The sequence below is a fragment of the Lysinibacillus sp. NPDC097287 genome (assembly GCF_044761695.1).
Lineage (GTDB): Bacteria > Bacillota > Bacilli > Bacillales_A > Planococcaceae > Lysinibacillus.
The window spans coordinates 457,087-479,467 of the sequence record NZ_JBIWCX010000001.1 but is presented as its reverse complement, the minus strand read 5'-3'; the positions used below and the strand labels follow the sequence as shown (position 1 = coordinate 479,467).

Annotated in this window: 18 protein-coding genes; all 18 read left to right on the top strand. The window is 34.9% G+C overall.

The window, feature by feature from the left end; translation table 11 throughout:
* Position 1: 1 nt before the first annotated feature.
* The 18 genes from ACIQ2D_RS02230 (at position 2) to ACIQ2D_RS02145 (ending at position 22,295) form a co-directional block, all read left to right on the top strand.
* Positions 2–1,060 (top strand): polysaccharide biosynthesis protein, encoded by a 1,059-nt coding sequence (locus ACIQ2D_RS02230; RefSeq protein ID WP_402858714.1) that lies wholly within the window; start codon positions 2–4, stop codon positions 1,058–1,060.
* Positions 1,020–2,129, top strand: a complete 1,110-nt coding sequence (locus ACIQ2D_RS02225) for a capsular polysaccharide biosynthesis protein CapF (RefSeq protein ID WP_402859207.1) — start codon at positions 1,020–1,022, stop codon at positions 2,127–2,129. The genes ACIQ2D_RS02230 and ACIQ2D_RS02225 overlap by 41 nt, the downstream gene beginning before the upstream one ends.
* Before the next feature lies 1 nt (position 2,130).
* Entirely contained in the window at positions 2,131–3,261 is a 1,131-nt protein-coding gene (gene wecB / locus ACIQ2D_RS02220) for a non-hydrolyzing UDP-N-acetylglucosamine 2-epimerase (protein WP_402858711.1), read from the top strand.
* On the top strand, positions 3,258–4,460 hold the full coding sequence (locus ACIQ2D_RS02215; RefSeq protein WP_402858708.1) for a glycosyltransferase: 1,203 nt from the start codon (positions 3,258–3,260) through the stop codon (positions 4,458–4,460). Before wecB ends, ACIQ2D_RS02215 begins: the two co-directional genes overlap by 4 nt.
* 39 nt (positions 4,461–4,499) lie before the next feature.
* Entirely contained in the window at positions 4,500–5,624 is a 1,125-nt protein-coding gene (locus tag ACIQ2D_RS02210) for an EpsG family protein (protein WP_402858706.1), read from the top strand.
* 730 nt (positions 5,625–6,354) lie between these two features.
* Positions 6,355–7,341, top strand: a complete 987-nt coding sequence (locus tag ACIQ2D_RS02205; protein ID WP_402858703.1) for a glycosyltransferase — start codon at positions 6,355–6,357, stop codon at positions 7,339–7,341.
* 69 nt (positions 7,342–7,410) lie between these two features.
* Positions 7,411–8,886 (top strand): lipopolysaccharide biosynthesis protein, encoded by a 1,476-nt coding sequence (locus ACIQ2D_RS02200; protein ID WP_402858700.1) that lies wholly within the window; start codon positions 7,411–7,413, stop codon positions 8,884–8,886.
* A 469-nt stretch (positions 8,887–9,355) separates the two neighbouring features.
* Positions 9,356–10,639, top strand: coding sequence for a diaminobutyrate--2-oxoglutarate transaminase (gene ectB / locus ACIQ2D_RS02195; protein ID WP_402858697.1), 1,284 nt, complete (start codon positions 9,356–9,358; stop codon positions 10,637–10,639).
* 133 nt (positions 10,640–10,772) lie between these two features.
* Positions 10,773–11,978, top strand: coding sequence for an ATP-grasp domain-containing protein (locus ACIQ2D_RS02190; protein ID WP_402858694.1), 1,206 nt, complete (start codon positions 10,773–10,775; stop codon positions 11,976–11,978).
* Between the two features lie 42 nt (positions 11,979–12,020).
* Positions 12,021–13,238, top strand: coding sequence for an ATP-grasp domain-containing protein (locus ACIQ2D_RS02185; RefSeq protein WP_402858691.1), 1,218 nt, complete (start codon positions 12,021–12,023; stop codon positions 13,236–13,238).
* A 109-nt stretch (positions 13,239–13,347) separates the two neighbouring features.
* The gene (locus ACIQ2D_RS02180) at positions 13,348–14,460 is read left to right on the top strand and encodes a DegT/DnrJ/EryC1/StrS family aminotransferase (RefSeq protein ID WP_402858688.1); all 1,113 of its coding nucleotides are present in this window, start codon (positions 13,348–13,350) and stop codon (positions 14,458–14,460) included.
* A 22-nt stretch (positions 14,461–14,482) separates the two neighbouring features.
* Positions 14,483–15,190 (top strand): WbqC family protein, encoded by a 708-nt coding sequence (locus tag ACIQ2D_RS02175; RefSeq protein WP_402858685.1) that lies wholly within the window; start codon positions 14,483–14,485, stop codon positions 15,188–15,190.
* Positions 15,191–15,281: 91 nt separating this feature from the next.
* Entirely contained in the window at positions 15,282–16,172 is an 891-nt protein-coding gene (rfbA, locus tag ACIQ2D_RS02170; protein ID WP_402858682.1) for a glucose-1-phosphate thymidylyltransferase RfbA, read from the top strand.
* 44 nt (positions 16,173–16,216) lie between these two features.
* Positions 16,217–17,257 (top strand): dTDP-glucose 4,6-dehydratase, encoded by a 1,041-nt coding sequence (gene rfbB / locus ACIQ2D_RS02165; protein WP_402858679.1) that lies wholly within the window; start codon positions 16,217–16,219, stop codon positions 17,255–17,257.
* A gap of 190 nt (positions 17,258–17,447) precedes the next feature.
* Positions 17,448–18,245: a TIGR00282 family metallophosphoesterase gene (locus ACIQ2D_RS02160; protein ID WP_402858676.1), complete on the top strand. Its 798-nt coding sequence runs from the start codon at positions 17,448–17,450 to the stop codon at positions 18,243–18,245.
* A gap of 389 nt (positions 18,246–18,634) precedes the next feature.
* On the top strand, positions 18,635–18,901 hold the full coding sequence (locus ACIQ2D_RS02155) for a stage V sporulation protein S (RefSeq protein WP_402858673.1): 267 nt from the start codon (positions 18,635–18,637) through the stop codon (positions 18,899–18,901).
* 788 nt (positions 18,902–19,689) lie between these two features.
* The gene (locus tag ACIQ2D_RS02150) at positions 19,690–21,429 is read left to right on the top strand and encodes a 2-oxoacid:acceptor oxidoreductase subunit alpha (RefSeq protein ID WP_402858670.1); all 1,740 of its coding nucleotides are present in this window, start codon (positions 19,690–19,692) and stop codon (positions 21,427–21,429) included.
* Positions 21,429–22,295, top strand: coding sequence for a 2-oxoacid:ferredoxin oxidoreductase subunit beta (locus ACIQ2D_RS02145; protein ID WP_402858667.1), 867 nt, complete (start codon positions 21,429–21,431; stop codon positions 22,293–22,295). The genes ACIQ2D_RS02150 and ACIQ2D_RS02145 overlap by 1 nt, the downstream gene beginning before the upstream one ends.
* Positions 22,296–22,381: the final 86 nt, after the last annotated feature.

The following is a 22,381-nucleotide window of genomic DNA, read 5'->3' as shown; positions in this document are numbered from 1 at the left end:
TATGTTTAGAGACAAGATCTTATTAATTACGGGTGGTACGGGTTCATTTGGAAATGCAGTGATGAAGAGATTTTTAAATACAGATATTAAAGAAATCCGCATTTTTTCTAGAGATGAGAAAAAACAAGACGATATGCGGAAAATTTATAAAAATGACAAACTGAAATTTTATATAGGCGATGTTAGGGATTTAGCAAGTTTGAAAAATGCTATGCACAATGTAGATTATATCTTTCATGCTGCTGCACTAAAGCAAGTTCCATCTTGTGAGTTTTTTCCGTTAGAAGCTGTGAAGACAAATGTGCTCGGAACAGATAATGTTCTGACTGGGGCGATTGAAAGTGGTGTCAAAAAGGTAATTTGTTTGTCTACGGATAAGGCAGCCTATCCGATTAATGCAATGGGCATCTCAAAAGCAATGATGGAAAAGGTAATTGTTGCAAAAGCTAAAACAGTTGATCCGGAGAGAACATTAATATGTGGTACTCGCTACGGAAATGTGATGGCTTCACGTGGTTCTGTTATCCCATTATTTATTGACCAAATAAAAAAAGGTCAATCACTAACAATCACTGATCCTCAAATGACTAGATTTTTAATGAGCCTCGAAGAAGCAGTAGAATTAGTCTTATTTGCATTTGAACATGCGGAGGCTGGAGATATTATGGTACAAAAATCGCCGGCATCAACGATTTTGGATTTAGCGCAAGCCATCAAGGAGCTATTCAATGTGGATAATAACATTGACATTATAGGGACTCGTCATGGTGAAAAACTATATGAAACTTTACTTACTAGGGAGGAACATGTGGTTGCACAAGATTTGGGAGGATTTTACCGAGTGCCTGCTGATAAAAGGGATCTAAATTACGATAAATACTTCCTAGATGGTGATCAAAAACTATCCATACAAGAGGAGTACAACTCTCACAACACAGAAATGCTAAATGTTCAGCAAATAAAAGAAAAATTATTAGGGCTTGATTTTATCCAAGAAGAGTTGAAAGGTTGGGTCTATGATGAAAATATTAGTGACCGGTTCAAAGGGGTTTATTGGTAAGAATCTCATAGCAAAGCTTAAAGACCGAAATTATACGGATATTTTCGAATTTAGTAGAGAATCAAACAAAGCTTTATTAGATGAATATTGTAAAGAAGCAGATTTTGTTTTCCATCTTGCTGGCGTAAATCGGCCAAAGGATCAGTCTGAATTCATGGATGTGAACTATGGTTTTACATCTATTCTTCTTGATACATTGAAGAAATACCAAAATACTTGTCCAGTTATGATAGCATCCTCTACTCAAGCAGCACAAAATAACCTTTATGGGATCAGTAAAAAAGCTGGAGAGGATTTACTTTTCGAATACAGTAAGAAAACAGGTGCGAAAGTATTAGTCTATCGATTGCCAAATGTATTTGGGAAATGGAGTAGACCAAATTATAACAGCGCTGTAGCAACATTTTGTCATAATATCGCAAATGATTTACCTATAAACGTAAATGATCCTAGTCTTGAAATGAAACTTGTATATATTGATGATGTTGTGGAAGAGTTACTTCAAGCTTTGAAGGGCAATGAGAACTTCATTCAGGGCTATTGCGAAGTACCGATAGTACACACGACCACACTAGCGGAGATTGTTGATTTGATTTATTCCTTCAAAAAAAGTAGGGAAGAACGTTCCATTCCTAATATGTCCCATGCGTTTACCAAAAAATTATATAGTACATTTTTAAGTTTTTTACGAGAACATCAATTTAGCTATGATCTGAAGATGAATGTAGACCAAAGAGGATCATTTACAGAGTTTATTAAGACACCGGATAGAGGGCAAGTATCTGTAAATATTTCAAAACCAGGTGTCACAAAAGGTAACCATTGGCACCATACAAAAAACGAAAAATTTTTAGTGGTAAGTGGTCATGGCGTAATTCGATTCAGAAATATTGATACGAATGAAGTCGTTGAGTATTTTGTCGGCGGAGATAAATTGAAAGTGGTAGATATTCCAGTGGGATACACACATAATATTGAAAATTTAGGTGATACAGATATGGTAACAATCATGTGGGTGAATGAAATATTTGATCCGGAGAAACCAGATACAATCTTTTTGGAGGTATAAGGTGAAAAAGCTAAAAGTGATGACGGTTGTAGGTACGCGTCCAGAAATTATCAGGCTCTCTGCTGTTATAAATAAATTAGAAAAATCAAATGCCATAGAACATGTATTAGTCCATACGGGTCAAAATTACGATTATGAGTTAAATGAAGTGTTTTTTAAAGAGTTCAATTTAAAGAAGCCAGATTACTATTTAAATGCAGCAAGTGGATCAGCTATTGAAACGATTGGACATATTCTTATTAAGATTGATCCGATATTAGAGGAAACTCAACCAGATGCATTTTTAGTATTAGGTGATACGAATAGCTGTTTATGTGCAATTGCTGCCAAGAGAAGACAAATTCCTATATTTCATATGGAAGCGGGAAATAGATGCTTTGACCAAAGAGTACCGGAAGAAAGCAATAGAAAGATTGTCGATCATACAGCGGATATAAACTTAACTTATAGCGATATCGCAAGGGATTATCTGCTAAGGGAAGGACTTCCAGCAGATCGAATTATCAAAACGGGAAGTCCTATGTTTGAAGTTTTGCAATCAAAAAAATTGGACATTGAAAAATCGGATGTGTTAGAGAAGTTGGATCTTGAAGAAAAGCAATATTTTGTAGTATCTGCCCATAGAGAAGAAAATATCAATTCAGAAAACAATTTTTTAGACTTAATGGATAGCTTAAATACGATTGCAGAAAAATATAATCTGCCAGTCATTGTGAGTACACATCCTAGAACGCAAAAGATGATCAATGCAAAGGAGATAGCATTTCATCCATTGGTAAAAATGATGAAACCTTTGGGGTTTATTGATTATGTAAAGCTTCAAGTGAAAGCCAAAGTTGTTTTAAGTGATAGTGGAACGATAAGTGAAGAATCTTCAATACTTGGATTTAGAGCACTTAACATTAGGCAAGCCCATGAGAGACCTGAAGCAATGGAAGAGGCTTCGGTCATGATGGTAGGGCTTAAGAAAGATAGAATATTACAAGGGCTAGAGATTTTGAAGACACAGGAGAATTACGATTTAAGAAGAGTTGCGGATTACAGTATGCCTAATGTGTCAGATAAAGTGCTAAGAATTATTTTGTCTTATACGGATTATGTGAATCGGGTTGTTTGGAATAACAAGTTATGAAGGTGTTACAGATAAACTCGGTTTGTGGAGTAGGGAGTACTGGTAGAATCGCAACAGACATCCATCATATTTTGATTGATCAAGGACATGATAGTTACATTGCGTATGGTAGAGGATATCCAATGAATTGTAATTCGGCCATTAGAATTGGTTCTAATTATGACAATTATGCACATGTTGCCTTAACACGGATATATGATAAACATGGATTTGGATCAAGGAAAGCTACGAAAGAATTTATAAAAAAAGTAGAAGTGCTTAATCCAGATGTAATTCATTTACATAACATTCATGGATATTATATCAATATTGAAATGTTATTTAATTATCTAAAAAAATCTAATAAGCCTGTTATTTGGACACTTCATGATTGCTGGCCGTTTACTGGCCATTGCTCTCATTTTGATTTTATCCATTGCGAAAAGTGGAAAATAGGATGTAATCAATGTCCTCAAAAAAACACTTATCCATCCAGTTGGATTTTTGATAAATCTAAAGATAATTATGTAATGAAAAAAGAGCTATTCTCAGGAATGAAAAATATGACAATTATAACTCCTTCAAAGTGGCTCGCGAATCTAGTCAAAGATTCTTTTTTAAGTGAATACCCCCTTAAAGTTATAAATAACGGAATAGATTTAGAAGTCTTCAGACCAACAAAAAGTGACTTCAGAGAAAAATTCGCTTTAGAAAATAAATTTATTATATTAGGTGTTGCTAATGTTTGGAGTGAAAGGAAGGGGTTAGAATATTTCGCCGAACTTTCAAATCAGATTAATGACGATGAAGTAATAGTAATGGTAGGATTGACACAAAAACAATTAGAAAATTTACCAAAAAAAATTATTGGGCTTAATAAGACGAATAACATAAATGAACTAGCTGAAATCTACTCCACAGCAGATGTTTTTATAAACCCTACATTAGAAGAAGTAATGGGGTTAACAAACATAGAAGCATTAGCTTGTGGTACCCCTGTAATTACATTTGATACAGGGGGAAGTCCAGAAAATATTAATGATAAATGTGGGATTGTAGTCGAGAAGAAAGGTATTAATGCTTTAAAAAGGGCCATTGAAACAGTTTATGAGAAAAGAAAATCATCCTACATTGATTTTTGTATACAAAGGTCGAATCAATTATATAGTAAAATAGATCGCTTCAATGATTATGTAGATATTTACAAAAGCATAGTGTAATTTTTGTTATCTTTTTTCATGAATTGTAGGTGAACCTAGATGTACTATGGAGTCTATTTATTAGGTATTACTCTATCTCTAATAAACGGTAAGAGCAAAATTTTTTTTATGATCTTTGCAACTGTTTTAGCAGGTTTAGCCTTTTATAGATATGGTGTCGGTCCGGATTATTTTGCATATGAATATTTATATAATAGATTGAATGAATCACCTGTAAAAGAATTTTTATATGGCGTTGATAATCAAGAAATTTTATTTAGATTTTTTGGATCAGTATTAAAGAGTCTTGGCATTTCATATCAACAATATTTATCTGTAATTGCTATTATTAATTTATATTATATAGGGAAAATATGCACAAAATATAGTGGTAATCCAACTCTTTCCCTTCTAATATATTTTTGTTTTTATTATTTTGTTTGGACGTTTAGTGGATTAAGACAGGGACTTACACTGGCAATAGGAATATATTATTTACTCGAATGCTTAGATAATAATAAGACTGTCAAATTGTTTATAGTTACCATTTTATTATCTTTTATTCATACATCAGCAATTGTATTAGTACCGTTATATTTTATTTCCAGAGTTAATTTTGCAAAAAGAACGCTAATTTATTTAGTACTAGCAAGTATTTTGATTTCAATTTTACCGATGGGTCAATTAATTAACCATCTAAATTGGATACCTTTTATCGACAGAATCATTCCGTATTCGACATTCACTAACAGTATTAATAATATACTTGATTTTCAAAGTATAATTAGAATCATTTTTTTAGTAATTGCTTTTTTTTATTATGATGCATATTCACAAAAAAGTGAATTCTCCAAAAGGGTTATTAATATTTATATCATTAGTTATTGTTTATATTTTTTTCTTAAATTTTCGGAACTTACAGCAGCCAGAGTAGCTCTTTACGGGGGCATTTTAAATATCATATTATTAGTCAATTTTTATTATTTATATAAAGATAAGATCAATAAATTAATCTATATCGGATGTTTAGTATCCTTGAGTGTGATTTATTTAAATAAGGAGTTAAAGACTTTAGAAGAACGAACAGGATTAGATCATGCTGATTCTTTCCTAATACCATACACGAATATATTTCATAAAAATGAGTATAACTTTAATAATAGATATAAAACTTATTTAGAGTGAAAATTTAATAGATATACGACTAAGAGTCTCAATGGTTTTGGAAGGCAAAAAAGGAGTACCTCCCTCAACATGAAGAATTAAGTGAATTACCACACAAACTTTGAGGCTTGAGGAAGCTTGCCTAAGCCTATTGTACTGCAATGAAGTCTGTTTATGGTTTGCAAGAATTGTATGACCTAGAACCTACCAACACTTTGAAGCTATTTTATCTCCTTTTGATATTCAACCTAACTTAGCTATGATAAGGAAGAAAATTTTTTAGGTAGACCAATTGAACTCAATTATGCAGCGATGATTTATTATTTAGTTGCCCGTATTACAGAACAAATTACTTTCATTAATGACCTAGTCAAGAGATTAAATTAAAATATATTTTTCGTCTTGATTGCGTACTTAGTATTTTATGGGATTAATACAGCAGCTCTTATTCCCGAATGATTAGGATGTTTAGTGAATAGAATGTGATGGAAAAGGTCCAATAAACCATTTTTCTTCTAGCGGTCTCAATGTTGGGCAGGCTGAGATTCCTAAAAAAGGTGTATCGAGAACATAGGAAACTAATCAACATATGGTTTTGTCATCATTACCTTAGTTTCTAATGCCCCAAAACTAACTATTGATTATATCAAGCAGCATAACTTGAAAAAGTTGAAGATTTAATAATTTAGTTTCTCTGTAGCTTTTTGAAAATGTGAATTACAAAATTGAGTCAATCAAATGGGGGATTTTAATGGCCGATGATATTATGGTTACTATAAGTTGCACAACATATAATCATGAAGCTTATATTGCAGATGCAATCGAAAGTTTTTTAATGCAAAAGATTAATTTTAAATACGAAATTTTGATTCATGATGATGCTTCAACTGATAGAACGCCAGAGATTATTAGAGAATATGAAATGAAATTCCCAGATATTATCAAACCAATATATCAAATTGAAAATCAACATTCTAAAGGAGTAAGTGTAAGTGGTTTAGTAAGGAAAAAAGCAAAAGGCAAATATATAGCATTATGTGAAGGCGATGATTATTGGATAGATGAATATAAGCTACAAAAGCAAGTGAACTACATGGAGGAAAATCCAGAATGTACTTTTTGTTTTAGTAACGCTCATGTTGAGGATCAAAAAAATAAAAGAAGAAATCGCTTAGTAATCCCCTGGTTACCAGAAAATAAGAATTACTTCAATAATGTAAGTAGGAAATACTCGGCTGGAGAATTACAATTACTAGGGTTCATTCCAACAATGTCCTTTCTCTATCGAAAAAAAGTTTTTAATAATCCGCCAGATTGGTACTATAAAGCTCCAGTAGGGGATAACGCATTGAAGTTAATAGCAACTAGTTATGGATACGCATACTACATGAATGAGCCTATGTGCACTTATAGGTTTAATGTACCTGAATCTGCAACGACAAAATGGAGAACGGAAAGTAAAGAACAAACAGTGCAACGATGTAATAAATTCATTACAATGTTAAATGATTTTAATGATTTCACAAATAATAAATATGAAAATGAAATTGAACTTTCAAAATTAACTTGGGAAGCGCAGCGGCTACGTTTAATTGGGGATTATAAAGGACTAAAAGATAAGCAATTTAATAGGTATCTTAATCTTCTGAATGGTCCTGATAAAATTAAAGGTTACATTTTAATTAATTTCCCTTCATCTTTTGATTACGGAAAAAAAATCAAATCTATCTTTCGATAATTAGTTTTTAAAATGTAATATTACATTAAAAGTACTCTGTTGGCCATTGTACAAAAGGAGATGGTTTAAGTGGGCAATGAAATAACCAAATCTAAAATTATCTCATCTTTTTTGTGGAAATTCATGGAGCGTACAGGGTCGCAAAGTATTCAATTCATTGTAATGATTATACTGGCACGAATACTTCTACCAGAAGAATTTGGGTTAATTGTTTTAGTAACAATCTTTATAACAATTGCAGGAGTAATAGCTCAAAATGGATTTAATACAGCACTTATTCAAAAGAAAAAAGTTGATGAAGTAGATTTTTCGTCGGTCTTTTATTTAAACTTATTCGTTACAACAATACTATATGTCATACTTTTTATCGCAGCACCTTATATAGCCTCATTTTTTGAACAACCTCAACTCACACTAGTTTTAAGGATCCTCTCTTTAACATTATTTTTAAACTCTTTTAGCTCAATTCAAAATGCAATTATTGCACGAAATATGCAATTTAAAAAACTCTTTATTAGTAGCTTTGGAGGAGTTGTAATATCGGGTATTGTCGGAATAACAATGGCATACGCCAATTTTGGAATTTGGTCTTTAGTAGTACAGCAATTAACGAATCAGATAATTATTACAGCCACTTTATGGTATACAGTAAAATGGAAACCTCAATTATTCTTTTCTATAGAAAGACTGGTTAGTTTATTTTCGTTCGGCTGGAAGATACTAGCGTCTGCATTGCTTGATTCTGTTTATTCAAACATGAAAAGTCTGATTATTGGTAAAATGTTTAGTCCTGCAATTTTAGGCTTTTACAATAGAGGCGAGCAGTTTCCAAGTGTCATTATAGGAAACATCAACGGCTCCATACAATCTGTTATTTTTCCAGCGTTATCTTCTCAACAAGATAACACACAAAGAATAAAAGAAATGGTTCGAAGGTCAATTGTAACAAGTTCATTTATTATCTTTCCAATGATGATTGGTTTAGCTGTTATTGCAGAGCCTTTAGTTAAGATATTGTTAACAGAAAAATGGCTCCCAGCGGTTCCATTTCTACAAATTTTTTGTGCTGTTTATGCATTATTTCCTATCCATACAGCTAATTTACAGGCAATTAATGCTTTGGGTCGTAGTGATATTTTTTTAAAACTAGAAATAATTAAAAAAATTATCGGTATAACTATTTTAATAATCAGTATTCCTTTTGGTGTTCATGCAATAGCTATAGGTTCATTTGTAGGTGGCGTTTTAGCTGGCTTTATTAATGCTTATCCTAATTTAACATTACTCAATTATAGTGTGAAGGAGCAGTGGAACGATATTCTGCCTTCTTTATTAATAGCGTCAATAATGGGGGCTATTGTATTTAGCATTCAATGGCTGGGACTATCAGATGGGGTAACAATCTGTATACAAATTTTGACGGGCATAGCGATATATATTGGGCTAGCTAAAGTATTTAGATTAGAATGTTTTATTTATTTAGTTATGACGATAAAAGAAATTTTTAATAGAAAAAAGAAAGTTCCAACTACAGAGATTTATTAATAGAATTATGTAAGTAAGTGCTAAATGTAACATATCTTCTTCTGTGTGGACATCACAGTAGATTTTTTCGTTAGGAGGTTCTTGATGACTATACCTGCGCGATAAGCAATGAGGTATGAACGTATTGCTGCATTCAAAGCGAGTGGCATATAAAAGGCACAGTCTGGACAGGCAACACAATGTCCGTAAAAAAGTATGTATCAGTGGTAAAAAAAAGGAGTGCATCAACAGGTTGTCGTATTCCAAAAAACATTAGACCGAGCACATACAAACGTTCACCTGAATAATGGTGAGCGCAATTTATTCATTACATACAAGGTATATGTATATAAATACTTATCTTGTAAAAAAATTATATTAGATTGGGAACTATGATTTATGTTCAAAAACTTCTATGTAGTCATAAGTGTGAAAATTTGTGAATACTGTAGATAGTATATTTATAGTAACTCCAAAGGAGGTTTTAAGAGTGGAGATTTTTGAATCCTACGAATCTATAGTGCGTTCCTATTGCAGACAATATACGGATGTTTTCTATAAAGCGAAAAATGAATTTATTTATTCTGAAGAGGGTAAAGAATATATAGATTTTTTAGCTGGAGCGGGTGCATTAAATTACGGACATAATAATGAATATATCAAAAAATATTTATTGGATTATATTGAAAAAGATGGTATTACGCATGGGTTAGATATGTATACAAATGCAAAGCGAAATTTTATTAATGAATTTGTTGAAAATATTCTAAAACCTAAAAACTTAGATTATAAAATTCAATTTTGTGGTCCTACAGGAACTAATGCGGTAGAAGCAGCATTAAAATTAGCAAGAAAGGTCAAAAAAAGAAGTAATATATTTGCCTTTATGGGTGGATTCCATGGTATGTCATTAGGAAGTTTAGCTACAACAAGTAATCTTTCTTCTAGAGAAGGTGCTGGGATGTCGCTTTCTAATGTAACTTTTATGCCTTTTCCAAATGGTTCTTTAAACATAGATACGCTAGATTATATTGAAAAAATTTTGGAAGATGATCACTCCGGAATTGAAAAACCTGCAGCTATTATTCTTGAAACGATACAAGCAGAAGGTGGTATTAATGTTGCTTCAAATGATTGGTTACAGGGACTAGCAAGTATATGTAAAAAACACGATATTTTATTAATATGTGATGATATACAAGTTGGGTGTGGAAGAACAGGAGATTTCTTTTCATTTGAAAGGGCTAATATTGTACCTGATATTGTTATATTGTCTAAATCTATAAGTGGTTATGGCTTACCAATGTCATTATTACTTATGAATCCGAAACTTGATATTTGGAAGCCAGGTGAACATAATGGTACTTTTAGAGGCAATCAACTAGCATTTGTCGCTTCAGTAGCATCATTAAGATTGCGTGAAAATTTAGATTTAGATAATAGTGTACGTAGTAAAGCGAGTTATATTAAAGATTTTTTAGAGACACAAATTTGTACAATAGATTCAAGGATTGAAATAAGAGGAATGGGAATGATTTGGGGTATTGATTTGAATAAGTTAGAAGATTCGAGCATCTATACTAAGATTATAAAGGAATGTTTTAATAGGGGATTAATAATTGAAAAGGCAGGAAGGAATAGTTCAGTTATAAAGCTCTTACCCCCTCTAACAATTACAGAAGAAAACCTTCGAGCTGGCTTAGGAATTTTAGAGGAAGTATTACTGGAAATATTACCTTATAAGCCTTTATTACAAGAAAATTCATTCGTTTAATTAATCTAAATGGTCTTTCAAAAAGTCAAAATGTGATATGAACTGACCTAGCGTTATGAGGCACTGAAACATGCTTTGAAGGGGATAAAATGCTTATGTAAATACGAACTGAAATCTATCTATGAGGTATAAAATGATGAAAAGACTATTAATGCTGGGTGGTTCACCCTCTCAAGTTGTCGCAATAAAGAAAGCGAAAGAGCTGGGAAATTACGTTATAACTTCGGATTATTTAGAGAATAATCCTGGACATCAATTTTCCGACGAGTACCATAATGTTAGTACTACGGACAAGGAAGGTATTTTTAACTTAGCAAAGTCATTACACATAGATGGTGTTGTTTGTTATATCTCAGATTCTGGAATCCCAACGACTGCCTATGTTGCTGAAAAGTTAGAGTTACCTTCTTTTCCATATAAATCAGTGGAAATATTATCAAATAAAGATATGTTTAGATCCTATTTGAAGGAAAAAAATTTTAACGTACCACAAGCAAAAGGATACGCAACTCTAGAAGAAGCTAAAGTAGACTTTCATACTTTTACAATGCCAGTAATGATAAAGCCAATTGATTCATCAGGCAGCAGGGGTGTATCAAAAATTGACTCAATAGAACTCTTGCCGGAAAAAGTGGAGGATGCTTTATCTTTTTCAAAAGCAAAACGTTTTATCATCGAGGAGTATGTTGAGAGACAAGGATATCAAATTGGTGGGGAATGTTTTTTTGTAGATGGGAAGCTTGCATTTTCTAGACTAGTTAACAACCATTTTGAAACAAAATCTTTTAATCCATTTCTTCCAACCGGTGAAAGCTGGCCGTGCAGTATGCCTATGCATATACAAAATAAAATCTATGATGAAATTCAAACGTTAATGAATTTATTAAATATGAAAACGGGTCCATTAATTTTTGAAGTTCAAGTTGATCATAAAGAAAATGTATATATTTTAGATATTGGTGTCCGAAATAGTGGTGACTTAACTCAAATTATAGAAGATATAGAGGGTATTGACTTGATTGAATATACAATTAAGGCTGCACTAGGTGAAGATTGTAGTGATTTAGCGATGGTTGAACCAAGTGGGTACTGGGCTAGTTACACAATAATTAGTGAGAAAGCTGGTTTACTTAAAGGAGTAGAAATAGAGAAGGTTTTCAAAAAAAATCATCTAGTTAAATATAGTAATCCTGTTAACCCTTCTGGCTATACAATAAAAGTGAATGAAAATCTAGGGACGATTTTGCTGAATTTTTCATCAATGGCTGAAATGCTAGAAAAGATGGATAATATGACGAATTGGGTAAAAATAAATGTTGTTGAAGAAAGTATCAATTAGTTAATTGTCCTAATCACTCAAAATAATAAATGAGGTGTAGAGATGAAAAAATTATTAATGCTTGGTGGCTCTCAAACTCAAATTCCAGCAATTAAAGCAGCAAAAGAAATGGGCCTTTATGTAATAATTACCGACTATTTAGAAGATAACCCTGGTCAAAAATTCGCTCATGAATCTCACAATGTCAGTACTACTGATAAAGAAGGGGTATTAGCTCTAGCTAAATCATTAGAAATAAACGCTATTGTTTGTTATGAGTCTGAGGCCGCAGCACCAACAGCTGCTTATGTTGCTGAAAAATTAGGTCTTCCGTCAAACCCCTTTAAATCAGTGGAGATTTTAACCAGGAAGGATCTGTTTAAAACGTTTTTAAAAGAGAATAATTTTAATGTACCTAGAGCCAAAGGATTTAACTCTCTTGAAGAAGCTAAACTGGACTTTAATAACTTTAAAATGCCAGTGATGATCAAACCTGTTGATTCTTCTGGTAGTAGAGGAGTCTCGAAAATTGAATCAATCGAGCTACTACATGAAAAAGTTGAGGAAGCATTACGTTTCTCAAGAAATAAACGTTTTATTATTGAAGAATATATTGAAAAATGTGGCTATCAAGTTGGAGGAGATGGCTTTTCTGTAAACGGTGAACTTGTTTTTCGATGCTTCTCGAATGAACACTTCTCACCTGCATCTATTAATCCATTTGTGCCAGTAGGATCCAGTTTCCCAAGCAATCTGCCTGAGCATATACAGGAAAAAATTCATAATGAAATTCAAAGAGTGTTAAATTTGTTAAATATGCAAACAGGTGCATATAATTTCGATATTTTAGTTGATAGTGAAGAAAATGTATATCTATTAGAAATAGCCGCACGAAATGGTGGGGACTGGATTCCTCAAGTAACAAAATATGCGACGGGTATTGATATGGTTGCATATACGATCAAAGGAGCGCTTGGTGAAGACTGTAGTGATTTAATATTTATTAAGCCGAGAGGATTTTGGTCGAGCTACTTTATAAATAGTCTGAATAGCGGGACATTTAGGGGGGTAGAAATCCATAAAGATTTAAAAGAGCATTATTTGGTTGAGCATGAAATAACAGCGAAAGATGGTGATGACGTTTTCGCTTTTACTGGGTCCGATATGAAGGTAGGAACGTTATTGCTTAAGTTTTCTTCAATGGAAGAAATGTTAGAGAAGATGGATAACATGACCAACTGGCTCCAAGTAATTGTTGAAGATTCTCTAGTGAAAAAATAATTGAGATTTGAAATTTGGAGACTATTGAGCCATTCAATAAACTCTACAATTTCAATTGAAATATAGGATTTGGATTGAAATAAAAGGAAAGCAAATGAGGTACGATAAAATGAATAAATTCATACAAGTGACACGCTCCTCAATGCCTAAATATGATGAATATATAGATGAAATTAAAGACCTTTGGGAAAGTCAATGGCTAACAAATATGGGCGATAAACATATACGATTAGAGTCAGAGTTAAAACAGTATTTAAATACCCCAAACGTTACGCTATTCTCAAATGGTCATCTCGCACTTGAGTCTATAATAGCAGTCCTCAATCTTACTGGAGAAGTTATTACGACGCCCTTTACATTTGCATCCACAACACATGCAATTGTAAGAAATGGGTTGACGCCAATTTTCTGTGATATTAACCCCAATGATTACACGATAAAAGTGGACATGCTAGAGAGTTTGATAACTGATAAAACATCGGCTATAATGCCGGTTCATGTTTACGGGAATGTTTGTAATGTACATGAAATTGATAGAATAGCCAAAAAATATAATCTTAAAGTAATCTATGATGCCGCTCATGCTTTCGGGGTTACTGTCGATGGTGAAGGAGTAGCTAACTTTGGTGATGCTTCTATGTTCAGTTTCCATGCTACAAAAGTCTTCAATACAATAGAAGGTGGAGCGTTAACTTTTAAGGATCCAAGTTTGAAAAATGTGTTAAATGCTTATAAAAACTTCGGTATTACTGGGTATGAAAGTGTTGAGTATGTTGGTGGAAATGCTAAAATGAATGAATTTCAGGCAGCTATGGGCCTATGCAACCTCCGAAATGTAGATCAGGAGATTGCTAAGAGGAAGGTAGCATTTGAGCGATACATGGAAAACCTTAGTGAAATGAAAGGGATTAAACTATCCCAGGCTCAGAATGGTGTGAAAAGTAATTACGCATACTTTCCTGTGGTATTTGATGGGTTTCAATTTTCTAGAGATGAAGTTCATGCTGCATTAAAGGATGAAAATATTTTCGCTCGAAAGTATTTTTACCCTTTAACAAATAGTTTGGAGTGCTATCAAGGAAGGTTTACTTCTGAGGAAACACCTATTGCCAAACATATAGCAGAAAGAGTGTTAACACTTCCACTTTACGCAGATTTAAAGCTAGAAGAAATTGATAGAATCTGTGGAATTATAAAAGCAAAAGTTACTAGTTTTCATTAAATTCTTGGAAGGAATGTTAAGAATGAGAGTAGCGCTAATGCAACCTTATTTTTTTCCGTATCTAGGTTATTACCAACTGATTAATTCGGTAGATGAATTTGTTATTTTTGATAATGCTCAATTTGTTAGAAGAAGTTGGATGAATAGAAATAGAATTTTAAATGAACATAAAGAAAGATCTTTTATAACTGTCCCTGTATGTAAAGCCCCTAGAGAAACAAAAATTAAAGATATCATCATCGATAATCATACTAATTGGCAAGACAAAATTTTTAACCAATTATTATATTATAAAAACGCTCCGTATTATAATAACGTTTTAGATTTCTTAAATGAATGTTTTACAAATCGTAACAGTAATTTAAGTGAATTTAATACATTACTGCTAAGAAAAACATGTGCATTATTGGGTATAGACACAAATATAACGATTTTATCACAAAGATTCTCCGATATTGACAGTGCCAATGCAGCAGATGAGTGGGGGATTGAGGTAAGTAAAGCATTGAATGCTACTGTATATATAAATGCCATTGGTGGTAAAGAATTTTATAATCAACAAAAATATCAAGATAATGGCTTGAGCATAAAATTTATTAACCCAATATTAACACCTTATGAACAATTAAAAAATAATTTCATACCTGGTCTTTCAATTATTGATGTAATGATGTTTAACGATAAAAATAACATTAAAAATATGCTGGAAATTCAAGAATTGATCGGATAAATAAAGAATTGAAAAAGAGTCTTAGCTACCCAAACTATGTCAGACGAATTCGTGGGATTATCTAAGCCCTAGATGAAGAGGTGAATATCGGATGAAAGGAATTATTTTAGCTGGGGGTTCAGGTACTCGACTTTATCCTCTGACGAAATCTATTTCTAAACAAATGTTACCCATTTACGATAAACCGATGATTTATTATCCGCTATCTGTATTGATGCTAGCGGGCATAAAAGAAATTCTGATCATTTCTACGTCTCGAGATATTGAAGGTTTTAAAGAGCTATTAGGAGATGGCAGTAAGTTAGGGATGAACTTTGAATATGCTGTGCAGGAAAATCCTAATGGCCTTGCAGAAGCTTTTATTATTGGAGAGGAGTTTATCGGCAACTCACCAGTTGCATTGGTTTTAGGCGATAATATTTTCTATGGTTCTAATTTAAGCGATCGTTTAAAAGAAGCTACTACTTTAACTACTGGGGGCATTATATTTGGCTGTTATGTAAATGATCCAAGGGCCTATGGTGTCGTAGAGGTAGATGAGCAGATGAATGCTATTTCAATAGAAGAAAAGCCTGAATTCCCCAAATCCTCATACGCAGTACCAGGTTTGTATTTTTTTGATAATAAAGTAGTAGATATCGCAAAAAACGTAAAGCCTTCAGCACGAGGCGAAGTGGAGATTACTTCTATTTTAGATGTCTATCTACAAAGAGGTGAGTTAATAGTTGAGCTGACAGGTCGAGGCTTGGCGTGGTTAGATACAGGCACGCATGAATCATTACTAGAGGCTTCTAACTTTGTAGAGGCTATACAAAAAAGGCAGGGGCTATATATTGCGTGCATTGAAGAAATAGCATTCAGAAGAGGCTATATAACAAAGAAACAGTTATTAGATCTTGCTAAACCTCTTATGAAGACAGAATACGGTAAATATTTGGTGGAAGTTTCGAAAGCATTACACAACTCTCATGTAACAATGTAGAGTTTTTTTATTGCAGTCGAACAAGTTCAAAAGAGGTGAGATAGATGACAAAGAAAAAAATTCTAGTTACGGGTGGAGCTGGGTTTATTGGTGGAAACTTTGTTCAATATATGGTTGGAAAGTACCCAGGATATGATGTTTATAATTTAGATGTATTAACGTATGCTGGTGATTTAACAAAACACGGGGATATCGAAAAAAACGAGAATTATTATTTTGTTAAAGCGGATATTATAGACTATGATGTGATACTTGCTCTTTTTGAGAAAGAAAAGTTTGATTATGTTGTTCATTTTGCTGCTGAAAGTCATGTGGATCGATCTATCACAGATCCAGCGGTTTTTGTTTCTACGAATGTACTGGGAACACAGGTGTTATTGGATGCTGCAAGGCAAGTAGGAATTACAAAATTTGTGCATATCTCTACGGATGAAGTATATGGTGAATTGGATTTTGATCCAACAACTTTTTTTACAGAAGAAACACCCTTACAACCACATAGTCCATATAGTGCAAGTAAAGCATCATCTGATTTTTTAGTGCAGGCATATCACCATACTTATGGTATGCCTATTAATATTACACGGTGCTCTAACAATTATGGTCCTTATCACTTCCCGGAAAAGTTAATTCCTTTAACGATCTCGCGTGCAGTAAATGAAGAAAAGGTTCCTATTTATGGCGATGGACGTAACATTCGTGATTGGTTACACGTTTTTGATCATTGCGTTGCTATTGATTTAGTATTGCATGAAGGTGTAAATGGAGAAGTATACAATGTTGGTGGGCATAATGAACAGACTAATTTAGAAGTAGTCAAAACAATAATTAATACATTAGGGAAATCAGAAGAATTGATAGAGTTTGTAGCAGACCGATTAGGACATGATAAGCGATATGCAATCGATGCAACAAAATTAGAACAATTAGGTTGGCAACCGATGTATAATTTTGAAACAGGGATTGCACAAACGATTCAATGGTACTTGGAAAACAAGGAATGGTGGGGGCAAATTATTAGTGGAGAATACCAAAAGTATTTAGAAATCAATTCAAGCTATTCATCTGAAGTAATATCAAAATAGTATATGAAAAGATGGTATCAGAAATTTGAATTGAAAGTAATCTTGTTATCTATTCGATACAGCTACAATTGAAAAAAATTCAGCCTAAATAAAACGCAAACTCAATGAGGTTTGCGTTATTATTTTGCGATTCGTTATGCAAAAATGGTAAACTAAAGAATGTTATTTATAGAAAGTGTGGTCTTGTAAAATGAAAGTATTATTTATTGGAGATATCGTCGGTTCAATTGGCCGCGATGCAGTGGAAAAATATTTACCACGTTTAAAGAAAAAATTTAGCCCGGATGTTGTCATTGCGAACGGTGAGAATGCAGCAGCAGGTCGTGGTATTACACGTAATATTTACAATGATTTATTGCAAATGGGTGTGGACGTTATTACAATGGGTAACCACACATGGGATAATAAAGACATTTTTGATTTTATTGATGATGCGGATTATTTAATTCGCCCTGCAAATTTTTCAAGTGAAGCACCTGGTAAAGGTATGGTGCAAATTTCGAAAAACGGAGTTACACTATCAGTGATTAACTTACATGGTCGTGTGTTTTTACCGCCACATGAAGATCCTTTTGCAATGGCAGAGGAATTGATTGAAGAAGCGCGTAAAACGTCACCTTTAGTGTTTGTGGATTTCCACGCGGAAGCAACAAGTGAAAAAATTGCACTTGGTTGGCATTTAGATGGGAAGGCTTCAGCGGTTGTTGGAACACATACACATGTGCAAACAGCTGATGCACGTATTTACCCGAAAGGTACAGCGTATATTACAGACGTCGGTATGACGGGCCCATATGATGAAATTTTAGGCATGACGAAGGAAAGCGTACTTTACAGATTCCAGACAAATATGCCGTCACGTTTCGAAGTGCCAAAAACTGGACGCGATGTGTTAAGTGGTTTCTTTGTGGAAATTGACGATAAAACAGGGAAAGCAATTCGCTGCGAACGTGTATACATTAATGAAGATTATCCGTTCCGAGGGTAATGAGACGAGCTACTTTGCAATATATATTGTAAGGTAGCTTTTTCTTTGTCAGGAGAAATTAAAGTGTATTTTTATGGATAATTATAGAATAATGATATAAAATTTTACTGTATAGATCTTTGTTGTTGATTATGATTATAGAGAACAATGAAGGCTATATAATAAGTGATTTGCAATGTGATTCAGGGTGTTTAATGTGATGGATGAGTAATGCCGCATCTCCATTTTTGTTTGAGTGTGATAATAGTTTAAAGAAAGATTTAATCCTTTCATTCTATTTCCAACATGCAAAGCATAAAATGACCTACGGACAATAACTTGACGTCCAATTAAGGCTCATACAGTTGTTGAGCGTAAAAACACTATTCGCGAAACGGGGAGGAATAATTGTGGATTCATTAAAAGTATCATCACGCTCTAATCCAAATTCAGTTGCAGGTGCATTAGTCGCGGTAATCAGGGAAAAAGGGCAAGCAGAAATGCAGGCAGTCGGGGCAGGTGCACTTAACCAAGCCGTGAAAGCAGTAGCCATCGCACGCGGATTTGTAGCGCCAAGTGGCACAGATTTAATTTGTGCACCGGCGTTTGCGGATATTATTATCGCTGGCGAGGAACGCACAGCCTTAAAGTTGCTGGTGGAAAAACGAGTTCGTTAATAAAATGTAAATGAAGTGAAATGCCTTGCACTCGTTGCAAGGCATTTTTTGTATGTTCGAAAGGGAACGCTCAGGTAGTGGGGATTCCGCTCAGGTAGGTGGAGATACCGTTCGGTTAGCGAGTAGGAAAGCTCAGGTAGGTGAAGATACCGCTCGGGTAGGGAGTAGGAAAGCTCAGGTAGGTGGAGATACCGCTCGGGTAGGGAGTAGGAACGCTCAGGTAGGTGGAGATACCGCTCGGGTAGAGAGGAGGAACGCTCAGGTAGAGAGGAGGAACGCTCAGGTAGGTGGAGATACCGCCGGGTAGAGAGTAGGAAAGCTCAGGTCGGTGGAGATAGCGCTCGGGTAGAGAGGAGGAAAGCTCAGGTAGGTGGAGATACCGCTCGGGTAGAGAGGAGGAAAGCTCAGGTAGGTGGAGATAGCGCTCGGGTAGGGAGGGGGAACGCTCAGGTAGGTGGAGATTCCGCTCAGGTAGAGAGGCGCCACGCTCAGGTCGGTGGAGATTCCGCTCGGGTAGGGAGGCGCCACGCTCAGGTCAGGTCAGGCGGATTAGTGCTTGATGTCCTAATAGAATGGCTCACTGGATTCAATGAAAATATTCTTTGGATCCAGTGAGTTAATTTTCTGTGCTTGATTGGTCTGAAAATTACAAAATATTGAACCTGATTTTCGGTCAAAGGTCTGAATTTCACTTAAATCTTGGAATAACAATAGTCCAGACTGTTTCTTCGTGTTAAACTGATGAAGGAAAAAATAATAGTACACATTGGATTTAAGGAGTTGTTGACATGTTACATCAGCTTTCATGGAAAGTCGGTGGGCAACAAGGTGAAGGGATTGAGAGTACAGGTGAAATCTTCTCAATGGCAATGAATCGTCTAGGGTATTTCCTATACGGTTATCGTCACTTCTCTTCTCGAATTAAGGGTGGCCATACGAATAATAAAATTACAGTTCGTCCAACAGAGGTACGTTCAATAGCGGATGATTTAGATATTTTAGTAGCATTTGATCAAGAAACGATCGATGTTAACTATAAAGAACTAACAGAAAACGGCATTATTTTAGCGGATGCTAAATTTGAGCCAGTAAAACCAGAAGATTCAAAGGCACCTTTATTTGCAGTGCCATTCACTGAAATTGCTGCAGAGTTAGGCACAACACTGATGAAGAACATGGTAGCGATTGGTGCAACAGCTGCGCTACTAAACTTAGAAAATGCTGTTTTCCAAAGCGTTGTTGATGAAATATTCGGCAAAAAAGGTGAGGAAGTCGTACAGAAAAACTTGGATGCGATTGCACGTGGACGTGAAATGATGCATGAGCTTCTAGGCGATCGTGTAGGCGAGTGGGAGTTAGCACCTGCTGACGGTAAACGTCGCATGTTCATGATTGGTAATGATGCCATCGCTCTTGGTGCTCTAGCAGCGGGTGTACGCTTCATGGCGGCATATCCAATTACACCAGCTTCAGAAATCATGGAATATCTAATTAAAAAATTACCGAAATTCGGTGGTGCGGTAATCCAAACTGAAGATGAAATTGCCGCTGCAACAATGGCAATTGGTGCAAACTTCGGTGGAGTTCGATCGTTCACAGCATCAGCTGGTCCTGGTCTATCACTAATGATGGAAGCAATCGGCCTTTCAGGAATGACAGAGCAACCACTAGTCGTAATCGATACACAACGTGGTGGCCCATCAACAGGTCTACCAACAAAACAAGAGCAATCAGATTTAATGGCGATGCTTTATGGTACGCACGGTGAAATTCCGAAAGTCGTGATTGCACCTTCTACAATGGATGAAGCATTCTTTGATACGATTCAAGCGTTTAATATTGCAGAAGAATTACAAGTACCGGTTATTTTAATTACAGACTTACAATTATCACTTGGTAAACAAACTGTTGAGGCATTTGATTATAGTAAAATTGATATTCGTCGCGGGAAAATTGTGACGGAAGATTTAGAAGAAGCGGCAGATAAAGCTTACTTCAAACGTTTCGAAAATACAGAAGACGGCGTTTCACCACGTGTATTACCTGGTCATTTAAATGGTATTCACCATGTAACAGGTGTTGAGCACGACGAAACTGGGAAGCCATCAGAAGCTACAGGTAACCGTCGCACGCAAATGGACAAACGTTTCCGTAAACTTGCAGCACTTAATTTCGATACACCAGTGTACAAAAACACGCCACATGAAGAAGCAGACGTTTTACTTGTCGGCTTTAACTCAACACGTGGTGCACTTGAAGAAGTACAAGAGCGATTAAATGAGCAGGGCGTAAAAGTTAACCATGCGCATATGCGTTTAATCCATCCATTCCCATCTGCGGAGATGGCACCACTTGTAGCGCAAGCGAAAAAAGTGATCGTAGTGGAAAATAACTACACAGGTCAATTAGCAAATATCATGAAAATGAATATTGGTGGCCACGATAAGATCGAGACAATCACGAAGTATGACGGTACGCCGTTTTTACCAGGTGAATTAGAAAATAAAGTGAAGGAGCTGCTTTCATAATGGCAACATTTAAGGATTTTCGTAACTCAGTGAAACCGAACTGGTGCCCAGGTTGTGGCGACTTCTCTGTACAAGCCGCTATTCAACGTGCAGCAGCAAACGTTGGTATCGAGCCAAATGAGCTAGCTGTTATTTCAGGGATTGGCTGTTCGGGTCGTATTTCAGGCTACATCAACTCATATGGTTTCCACGGGATTCATGGCCGTGCTTTACCAATTGCACAAGGTTTAAAAATGGCAAACCGTGATTTAAACGTTATCGCTTCAGGTGGTGACGGTGACGGCTTTGCGATCGGAATGGGTCATACGATTCATGCCATCCGTCGTAACATCGATATCACGTATGTTGTTATGGATAACCAAATTTACGGTCTAACAAAAGGGCAAACATCTCCACGTTCTGCAGCTGGTTTTATTACAAAATCAACGCCAGGTGGTGCGATTGAGCCGTCTTTAAAACCGTTAGAAGTAGCACTTACAAGTGGCGCTACATTTGTTGCGCAAGGTTTCTCAACAGATATTAAAGAATTAACGGCTATTATTGAAGCTGGCATTAACCATAAAGGCTTCTCTTTCATTAACGTTTTCTCACCTTGTGTGACATACAACAAAGTGAACACATACGATTGGTTCAAAGAGAACTTAACGAAGCTTTCTGATATTGAAGGCTATGATAATTCAGACCGTGGCATGGCGATGCGCACTGTAATGGAAAACGAAGGATTAGTTACAGGTATTATTTATCAAGATACAGAAACGACTTCTTATCAAGAAAAAGTACCAGACTACTCTGAACTACCACTTACGGATATCGACATTAAAATGAGTGAAACTGATTTTGATGCACTTGTAAAAGAATTTATGTAATAAGTAACAAAGAAAGCGACTATCTTTTAGTAGATAGTCGTTTTTCTTTTTTGCACTAATAGGTAGATTACGGGAAAAATGGATGA

Excerpts from the sequence above, each read along its gene's own strand:
- ACIQ2D_RS02230 (WP_402858714.1), top strand. The coding sequence starts at position 2 with ATGTTTAGAGACAAGATCTTATTAATTACGGGTGGTACGGGTTCATTT.
- ACIQ2D_RS02225 (WP_402859207.1), top strand. The coding sequence starts at position 1,020 with ATGAAAATATTAGTGACCGGTTCAAAGGGGTTTATTGGTAAGAATCTC.
- ACIQ2D_RS02215 (WP_402858708.1), top strand. The coding sequence starts at position 3,258 with ATGAAGGTGTTACAGATAAACTCGGTTTGTGGAGTAGGGAGTACTGGT.
- ACIQ2D_RS02210 (WP_402858706.1), top strand. The coding sequence starts at position 4,500 with ATGTACTATGGAGTCTATTTATTAGGTATTACTCTATCTCTAATAAAC.
- ACIQ2D_RS02205 (WP_402858703.1), top strand. The coding sequence starts at position 6,355 with ATGGCCGATGATATTATGGTTACTATAAGTTGCACAACATATAATCAT.
- ACIQ2D_RS02190 (WP_402858694.1), top strand. The coding sequence starts at position 10,773 with ATGATGAAAAGACTATTAATGCTGGGTGGTTCACCCTCTCAAGTTGTC.
- ACIQ2D_RS02185 (WP_402858691.1), top strand. The coding sequence starts at position 12,021 with ATGAAAAAATTATTAATGCTTGGTGGCTCTCAAACTCAAATTCCAGCA.
- ACIQ2D_RS02180 (WP_402858688.1), top strand. The coding sequence starts at position 13,348 with ATGAATAAATTCATACAAGTGACACGCTCCTCAATGCCTAAATATGAT.
- ACIQ2D_RS02175 (WP_402858685.1), top strand. The coding sequence starts at position 14,483 with ATGAGAGTAGCGCTAATGCAACCTTATTTTTTTCCGTATCTAGGTTAT.
- rfbA (WP_402858682.1), top strand. The coding sequence starts at position 15,282 with ATGAAAGGAATTATTTTAGCTGGGGGTTCAGGTACTCGACTTTATCCT.
- rfbB (WP_402858679.1), top strand. The coding sequence starts at position 16,217 with ATGACAAAGAAAAAAATTCTAGTTACGGGTGGAGCTGGGTTTATTGGT.
- ACIQ2D_RS02160 (WP_402858676.1), top strand. The coding sequence starts at position 17,448 with ATGAAAGTATTATTTATTGGAGATATCGTCGGTTCAATTGGCCGCGAT.
- ACIQ2D_RS02150 (WP_402858670.1), top strand. The coding sequence starts at position 19,690 with ATGTTACATCAGCTTTCATGGAAAGTCGGTGGGCAACAAGGTGAAGGG.
- ACIQ2D_RS02145 (WP_402858667.1), top strand. The coding sequence starts at position 21,429 with ATGGCAACATTTAAGGATTTTCGTAACTCAGTGAAACCGAACTGGTGC.